At 69.7% G+C, this 7,390-nt stretch carries 6 protein-coding genes; 1 reads left to right on the forward strand and 5 read right to left on the reverse strand.

Features of this window, described 5'->3' with window-relative positions; genetic code table 11:
* The 4 genes from ACFWPJ_RS18880 to ACFWPJ_RS18895 all read right to left on the reverse strand — a co-directional run.
* The coding region (locus ACFWPJ_RS18880; RefSeq protein ID WP_378853015.1) for a squalene/phytoene synthase family protein at positions 1–254 on the reverse strand (254 nt) is incomplete at its 3' end.
* Between the two features lie 47 nt (positions 255–301).
* Positions 302–1,963 (reverse strand): alpha-(1->6)-mannopyranosyltransferase A, encoded by a 1,662-nt coding sequence (locus tag ACFWPJ_RS18885; RefSeq protein ID WP_378853017.1) that lies wholly within the window; start codon positions 1,961–1,963, stop codon positions 302–304.
* A 101-nt stretch (positions 1,964–2,064) separates the two neighbouring features.
* Complete coding sequence (gene crtI, locus ACFWPJ_RS18890) at positions 2,065–3,633, reverse strand: phytoene desaturase family protein (RefSeq protein WP_378853019.1); 1,569 nt, start codon at positions 3,631–3,633, stop codon at positions 2,065–2,067.
* A 7-nt stretch (positions 3,634–3,640) separates the two neighbouring features.
* Entirely contained in the window at positions 3,641–4,795 is a 1,155-nt protein-coding gene (locus ACFWPJ_RS18895) for a polyprenyl synthetase family protein (protein ID WP_378853027.1), read from the reverse strand.
* A 269-nt stretch (positions 4,796–5,064) separates the two neighbouring features.
* Here ACFWPJ_RS18895 and ACFWPJ_RS18900 point away from each other — a divergent pair, with 269 nt between their 5' ends.
* Positions 5,065–6,066, forward strand: a complete 1,002-nt coding sequence (locus tag ACFWPJ_RS18900; RefSeq protein WP_378853021.1) for a methylenetetrahydrofolate reductase — start codon at positions 5,065–5,067, stop codon at positions 6,064–6,066.
* A 4-nt stretch (positions 6,067–6,070) separates the two neighbouring features.
* Here ACFWPJ_RS18900 and ACFWPJ_RS18905 read toward each other — a convergent pair.
* Positions 6,071–7,390, reverse strand: a 1,320-nt coding sequence (locus ACFWPJ_RS18905) for an ATP-binding protein (protein WP_378853023.1), incomplete at its 5' end; no start/stop codon positions are given.

The following is a 7,390-nucleotide window of genomic DNA, read 5'->3' on the forward strand; positions in this document are numbered from 1 at the left end:
CTGTGTGTGTGTGTGTTTTTGATAACCCCCCCCCCCGGGGGGGGGGGGGGGTGTGGGCGAGAGTTCCGCCCCCCCATCCGCGCGAAGGCGTACAGCGCGTGCACCGCACGTCGCCGCGGCGGCGTGAGCAAGGTGGTCGCCCGGTAGTACGTGCGACCGTGTTCGGCGGCGATCCGTCGACAGCTCGCATACGCCGTATCGAGCGTGGTCACCGTGCCGTGTCCGATGCCCGGCACATTCTCGCTGTTCCGCATGCCAACACGCTGTGCGAGGTCAGCGACCGCACCCGGACGCCGATCTCTCATGCCCGGACGGTGGGCGCCGGATCCCTGGTGACGGGCTGGGAACTGGCCGAACGCAGGTGCAGCGGGTCGACGATGCGCAGCGACAGCGCGGCGACGACGGCGGCGAAGATCGCGAGTGCGACGTGCCAGAAGTTGTACAGCCCGAGCGACCCGTCGGGCTGGAACACCAGCATCAACCAGGTGCAGATGCCCACCAGCCACTGCAAGCTCAGCGTCGAGAGCGCGAACCCGGCGGCCAGCGCCAGCGGCCACGAGTAATACCAGGGCAGCGCGGCGGGGGAGAGCAGCACGATCGCGACGAACGCGATGATGATGCCCATCACGGCCTCACGCTCGCTGTGCCGGAACCGCCACCAGGTCGCGACCAGCAACACGATCAGGGCGACCTGGCACAGTTTGCGGGTCGCCCACAGCACCGGGTCGAAATCGAGCGGCGTCACCCAGGTGACCATATACGCGAGGATCGTCGGCAGCGACAGCCAGTTGATGATTCTGTTCGAGCCCTGCAGCGCGGTGACCCAGCCGAAGCCGACCCCGGCGATCACCGATGCGGCGCCGAATACCAGCGCGAACACACCGACGCCGATGCCGGCGATCTTGGTGAACACGAGCAGTGGATGCGGCATATCGGCGGACGGTCGCGCCGCGTCCGGGTGATTCTGGTCCTCGGCAGGTCCCACGTCGGAGTCCGCGGCGGCCCGGCGCTCGGCGGCCCGGCGTTCCTTCTCGTGCAGAATCCAGATCCACACCAGGAACGGCAGCGCGACGCCCGCGGTCGCCTTGATCGCGACGCCGATGGCGATGACGACAATGCCCGCCACATGATGGCGTTCGAGCACCAGCGCGATGCCGGCGCACATCAGCCCGACCATCAGCATCTCGTTGTGCACGCCACCGATCAGGTGCACCAGTACCAGCGGGTTGAGTACGGCCAACCACAGCGCCACGGTCGGCTTCCCGCCGAGATGCTTGGTCAGGTACGGCACTGCCCACATCATCAGCGCCAGTCCGGGCAGCATGACGATGCGCAAGGCGATGGTCCCCGCGATCACATTGTCGCCGGTGAGCGAGGTGATCGCGCGGCCCATCAGCAAGAACACCGGCCCGTACGGTGCGGTGGTGGTGGTCCAGACCGCACTCACGTTGTCCAGCAGCACACCAGGATTGGCGACGGGCCCCACCTGATAGGGGTCGAAACCGTCGCGGAGCAGCGCGCCCTGGGCGAGGTAGGAGTAGACGTCGCGACTGAACATCGGTGCCGCGAACAGCAGTGGCGTGACCCAGATTCCGACGATCGCCCGCAACTCGTTGAGGGTGACCGTCGACTCGCCTTTACCGATCGTGGTGCGACCGAGCCGAACCCACGCGGTGATCATCATCAGCACGCCGACCCAGACAGCGATCATCGACAACGCGTATCCGTGGCCGAATCGCAGCCAGGACAGGTGCAGCGCCTCGAGCAGCGGATCGTGTTTGCGGACTGCGCCCGCCCCGAAGCCGCCGAAGGTGATCATCGTGGCGCCGAAGAAGCCCAGGAGGGCCGCGTGGCCTTCGGGACTCCGGAGGAAGTCGCCTGCGGTGCGCAGCCGGGTCCGCACGCCGGGATCGGGGCGATCGGGTAGGTGACGCTGGCGCTCGAGAGTGCGCGTGTTGTCCATGGTGCCTACGGTCGTCTCGGGGGGCGGCATATGCGGTCGGTCCCCCCGGATGGTCGGCGGTCGCAACCGCGAGCTGATAAGTCGGCCGTCAGTTTACGGCTTCAACTTGGAACACTAACCCGGTGGTCGGTCGCGTTGCGCGCCCGGCTGCCGGTGATTCGTGCCGCGGCCAGCTTGCCCGACAGCAACGTGGTGGGCACACCCACCCCCGGAGTGGTGCCGCAACCTGCGAGAACGACGTTGTCCACGCCCCTTGGCAGATTGCGTGGCCGGAACGGGCCGGTCTGGCGGAACAGGTGCGCGATCGAGAACGGTGTGCCCGCGATCATGCCCTGGGCGGCCCACGTCGCCGGTGTGTCGACGTGGTCGACCCGGAATTGCTCGGTGATCCCGGTGTAGCCGCGCCGTTCCAGCTCCGCGAGCAGCTCGCCGAGATAGGCGGGGCCGAGGTGATCCCAGTCCAGCGGCGCGGCGTCCAGGTTCGGGCACGGCGCGAGGACCGACAGCGGTTCGTGACGGCCGTCGGCGCGGTCGACGAACTGGCCGGGATCGGTGAGCGCGGGCCTGGTCAGCAGCAGCGACGGATCGCTCATCAGCTTCCCCCGCCCGCGGCGCGCGGAGATCTCGGTGAACGTCGTCGCCCAGGCGGCGCCGAAATCGATCGTGTGATGCGCCTGCACCGGCCACTGCGCGGCGACCTCGGCGGGCACGGTGCCGTGCGCGACCACCGCCGACGGTGACGCCCGCAGACCACGGCGATACCGCAGGCCGAACCGGGGCAGCGAACCGAGATCGGCGGTGACGACCACGGCATCGCACGCGAAACCGCGGCCGTCGACGGTACGGACCGCCTCGGCGCGCCGCGACGTGCCCGCCGTGTAGTCGATCCCCGCGACCTCGGCCTCGAGCACCAGCCGTCCACCGGCGGCGACGAACGCCTCGGCCAGCGCGGCCGTGATCGCCCGCATGCCGCCCTCGGGGAAGAAGACACCGAGGCAGGTGTCCATGTTGGGGATCGCGCCGTAGAGCGCCAGCGCCTTGTCCGGCACCGTCCCCGCGTAGAGCGCCTGGAAGGTAAACAGCCTGGCCAGGCGCTCGTCACGCAGGTAGGAGCGCACCCGCGGTCCCAGCCTGCCGAAACCGCCGAGCCGGACCAGCGTCGCCAGCGAGGCACGGGAGCGAGGGCTGCGCACCAGGTCCAGCGGCGAATCGAAGTTCGCGTCCATGAACTCGTCGTATTCGGCGCCGTAGATCCGGCCCAGCCAGTCCCGCAGCCGCCGGTAGTTGCCCGCCTCGGCCGGTCCGCAGGTGTCGGCGACCTCGGCGGCCATCGCCGCGGCGTCGTCGAAGACGCGAATGTCGCTGCCGTCGGCGTAGCGCGCGTGATAGGCGGGCGCGAGGCGGTGGATACGCAGGCCGACGCTGTCGCGCGAGTGTCCGACGGCGGCCAGCGCCTCGTCGATCAGTTCCGGCAGGGTGAGTACCGTGGCGCCGCTGTCGATCTCGTAGTCGTCGAACCGGTACCGCCCGACCCGGCCGCCGGGATGATCGGCGCGTTCGAGCACGGTGACCTCGACGCCGGCACCGCGCAGGTGCAGCGCCGCGGCGAGACCGGCCAGTCCCGCGCCCACCACGACGACATGATTCGCTTGTCCCACAACGCTTTTCATATCAGCCTCAGGCCGCGCGGCGGGTGGCGGCCAGCGCCATGTCGTGCAGCAACTGCTTGGCCTGGGGGCTCGCGCTGCTGGCCGCCACGGCGCGCAGGCCGGTGTCGGTGAGCTCGGTGATGCGGCGTTCCACGTCGTCGACCGCGCCGAGCTCGGTGAGCAGCGCGCGCAGCCGATCCACCGCCGCGTCGTCGAGGTCGGTGCCGAGCCCGGTGCGGATCAGTGCCGCCGATTCCGGATCGGCCCGCTGTAGTGCCTCCGCGATCAGCACCGTGCGCTTGCCCTCGCGCAGGTCGTCGCCGGACGGCTTGCCGGTGACGGCCGGGTCGCCGAACACGCCGAGCAGGTCGTCGCGCAGCTGGAAGGCGATGCCGACGTCGGTGCCGTAGGTCCGCAGCGCCGCCACCAGGTCGTCGTCGGCGCCCGCCAGCGCGGCGCCGAGATGCAGCGGTCGTTCGATCGTGTAGGCGGCGGTCTTGTACCGGTTGATCCGCAGCGCGGCCTCGACCGATTCGTCGCCACCGGCCTCGCCGTTGATGTCGAGCAGCTGCCCGCCCAGTACCTCGGTCCGCATCCGCGCCCACACCGGCGCGAACCTGGCCAGCGCGGCCGGGGTGAGCCCGGCCTCGTGTACCAGGTCGTCGGCCCAGGCCAGGGCCAGATCGCCGATCAGGATGGCGACGGCCCTGCCGTACTCGGCGCCGTCACCGGGCCAGCCCGCCGCGCGATGCCGGTCCTCGAAATCGATGTGCACGGTCGGGAAACCGCGCCGGGTCTGCGAGGAGTCGATGATGTCGTCGTGCACCAGCGCGCACGCCTGCACCAGCTCCAGCGCCGAGCAGGCGGTGAGCACCGTGGCCGCGTCGGGCCCGGCCGGGTCGCCACCGGCGCCGAGCCAGCCGGTCCAGGCGAAGCCAGGCCTGGTCCGCTTGCCGCCGCGGATGACGAACTGTTCCAGCGCCTCGGCGGCGTCGACGAACACCGGCCCGAGCGGGTCGACGATCTCGCGCCGGGTGGCGAAGAACCCGGCCAGCACCTGCTCGACCGCGGCGACGAAGGTGGGCGTGCCCGGCGTGAGCGTGACGAAGTCGACCGAGGCCGCCGTGTCGGCGACGGACCGGGAAAGCGGGGTACCGATTCCGGCGGACAGGGTGGCCTCCAGGTGCGGAAGTGGGCGAGCGGATGGACCGGGGTCGCACGCGGCGGTGCGATCACCGGCGTCTGGTCGCAGAATACGCGGGTGGCGCGGGGGTGTCGTCGGCGCACACGGCCGCTGCGACCGACCCCACACCTGGCGATTCGGCGGTGTCCGGCCTGCGCGTCCACCGGACTTGACGGTCGCGCGGCTGGTCCGTGCCCGATTCCGGCTGGCGCGGCCCCCCGTTTCCGGGTGGGCGCAGCGGCGTCGTGCCGTCCCACTACACTGAACCGGTGACTTTCGACAATGGACGGGGACGTTCGACCCCAGATCGACCCGCCCAGAAGCAGCCGATCGTCTCGAACACCCCCTCGGTGGTGCAGAGCCTGCGCACTCATTCGGGCAGCGGCGTGCCGTTCTCGGTCGAGTTCAACCCGCCACGTGACACGGCGGGCGAGGCCAGGCTGTGGCGGACGGTGCGCGAATTCGAGCGCATGCACCCGGCTTTCGTGTCGATGACCTACGGTGCGGGCGGGTCGACCAAGGACCGCACCGTGCGCATCACCGGTGAGCTCGCCACCGAGACCACCCTGCTGCCGGTCGCCCACCTCACCGCCGTCGGCCACAGCATGGGCGAACTGCGCGCGCTGGTCGGCTCCTATGCCGACTCCGGCATCCGCAACCTGCTCGTGCTGCGCGGTGACCCGCCCGGCGATCCGCTCGGCGAGTGGCGCAAACACCCCGAGGGCGTCGAGTACGCCGAGGAACTGGTGCGCATCGTGCGCGACCTCGGCGACTTCCACGTCGGTGTCGCCTCGTTCCCCCAGGGCCACCACCGCTCGCCCGACCTCGACCACGACACCCGCCACCTCGCCGCGAAACTGCGTGCCGGCGCGGAGTATTCGATCACCCAGATGTTCTTCGACGTGGAGCACTACCTGCGCCTGCGCGACCGGGTGCTGGCCGCCGACCCGATCGAGGGCGCCAAGCCGATCATCCCCGAGCTGATGCCCATCACCTCGCTGCGCACGGTGCAGCGCGCCGAGGAACTCTGCGGCCGCCCCCTCGCCCCCGCGGTGATGGAACGCCTGACCCGCGCCGCGGGCACCGGCCCCGAAGAGGACAAGGCCGCCGTCCGCGCCGAAGGCATCCAGATCGCCACCGAAATGGCCCAGCGCCTCATCGACGAAGGCGCCCCCTGCCTGCACTTCATCACCCTCAACTTCGCCAAGGCCACCAGCGAGGTCCTCGCCAACCTCGGCTACGGCGTCACAGCGGCCCCGATCAGCGCGTAGCCGGTCAGTCCGGGCCGGTGTAGAGGTCGTCGACGCCGATCAGCGCGACCTCGGGATTGCGGTCGGCTTCCTGCCGGAGCGCATCACTGAATCCCGCACCGCTGAACAGCGCCAGCTTGCAGGCTGCGGTATTCCATCCGCGTTCGGTCAGCAAGGTGCGGGCCCGAGCGAGTCGTTCGAGGTGGTTCATGCCGACGGTGGTTCCCCACTTCGCCTCGCCCAGTAGGGAAATCGCGGGTGCGTGCCCCCCGTCACCGGGTTCGGTGACTGCCGCGTCGATCTGGATCTGGGTCCGCCGGTGCGAATCGGTCACCACGCCGCAGCCGACCGCACCGAATTCGGTGGTCAACTCGAGCTGGTCGACGCCGCCGGTCAACAGGAATGTCCGGCACATCTGCTCGAAGTGTGGTCCGGCTACCTGGGCGTTGAATCGCTCGGTCGATCTGCGCCACACCTGTTGTGCCTGACCGGTTTCCAGGCGGGCCCAAGCCGGGCGCATGACCGCTTCGTAGAAGGAGATCAGTGGCTCGGTGATGCGGTAGATCGACTTGCCGGACCGGAAGACATCCTGCTCGCGGCTGACGAGGTGGCAGTCTTCCAGCACCGTGAGCGGGTGGGAGATATCGACCGATTTGCGCCCGATATACCCGGCGATGCCGCCGCGGGTGTTGTGTCCCTGAGCGACGGCGGCAAGCACCGAGTGGTAGAGCGCGGTGTCGCGGATCTCGGCTTCTTCGGCGAGAAGGTACCTGGCCTCCCGGAACAGTGGACTCAACGGCGACAACACCGTTCGGCACAGCCAGTCGTCGAGGTCGGCGGCGGAGGTGGGCACGTCGTCGGCGAGGAACTGCCTGCGATAGGCGGGTGTCCCGCCGACGATGGCGTGCAGCCGCACGGCCAGTGCCGGGTCGTGCGCGGCATCCCAGAATTCGGCCGCGGCACGATATCCGAAGGGCTGCACCAGAAGTTCGAGTTGCGCTCGGCCGCGCAGTGGTGCGTTGGCCGACAGAAGCCCACCCATCACCGACATCGCGGACCCACACAGCAGCAGCCGGACACCGTTCGCCTCGGTCTGATACCGGTCGATCTCTCGCTGGACCAGTGACGGCAGTTCGGGCACGGCCTTGACCAGATAGGGGAACTCGTCGAGAACGACCAGCAACGGGCCTGCTGTCTGATCTCGTGCGCCGAGCGTGAACAGGAAGCTGATCGCATGATCCCAGTTGTCGAAGGCGATGGGCGCGCCCGCGCCGGCGAACTCACCCAACGCCGCCCCGAACTGCCGCAGCGATTCGGCGCCGGTCGCGGTGGTCGCGCCGAAGTA

This window comes from Nocardia sp. NPDC058497, from assembly GCF_042720195.1.
Classification (GTDB): domain Bacteria; phylum Actinomycetota; class Actinomycetes; order Mycobacteriales; family Mycobacteriaceae; genus Nocardia.

What these genes read in the sequence shown, in the direction of transcription:
- crtI (WP_378853019.1), bottom strand. Translation starts at nt 3,633, where the DNA reads ATGAAAAGCGTTGTGGGACAAGCGAATCATGTCGTCGTGGTGGGCGCG.
- ACFWPJ_RS18885 (WP_378853017.1), bottom strand. Translation starts at nt 1,963, where the DNA reads ATGGACAACACGCGCACTCTCGAGCGCCAGCGTCACCTACCCGATCGC.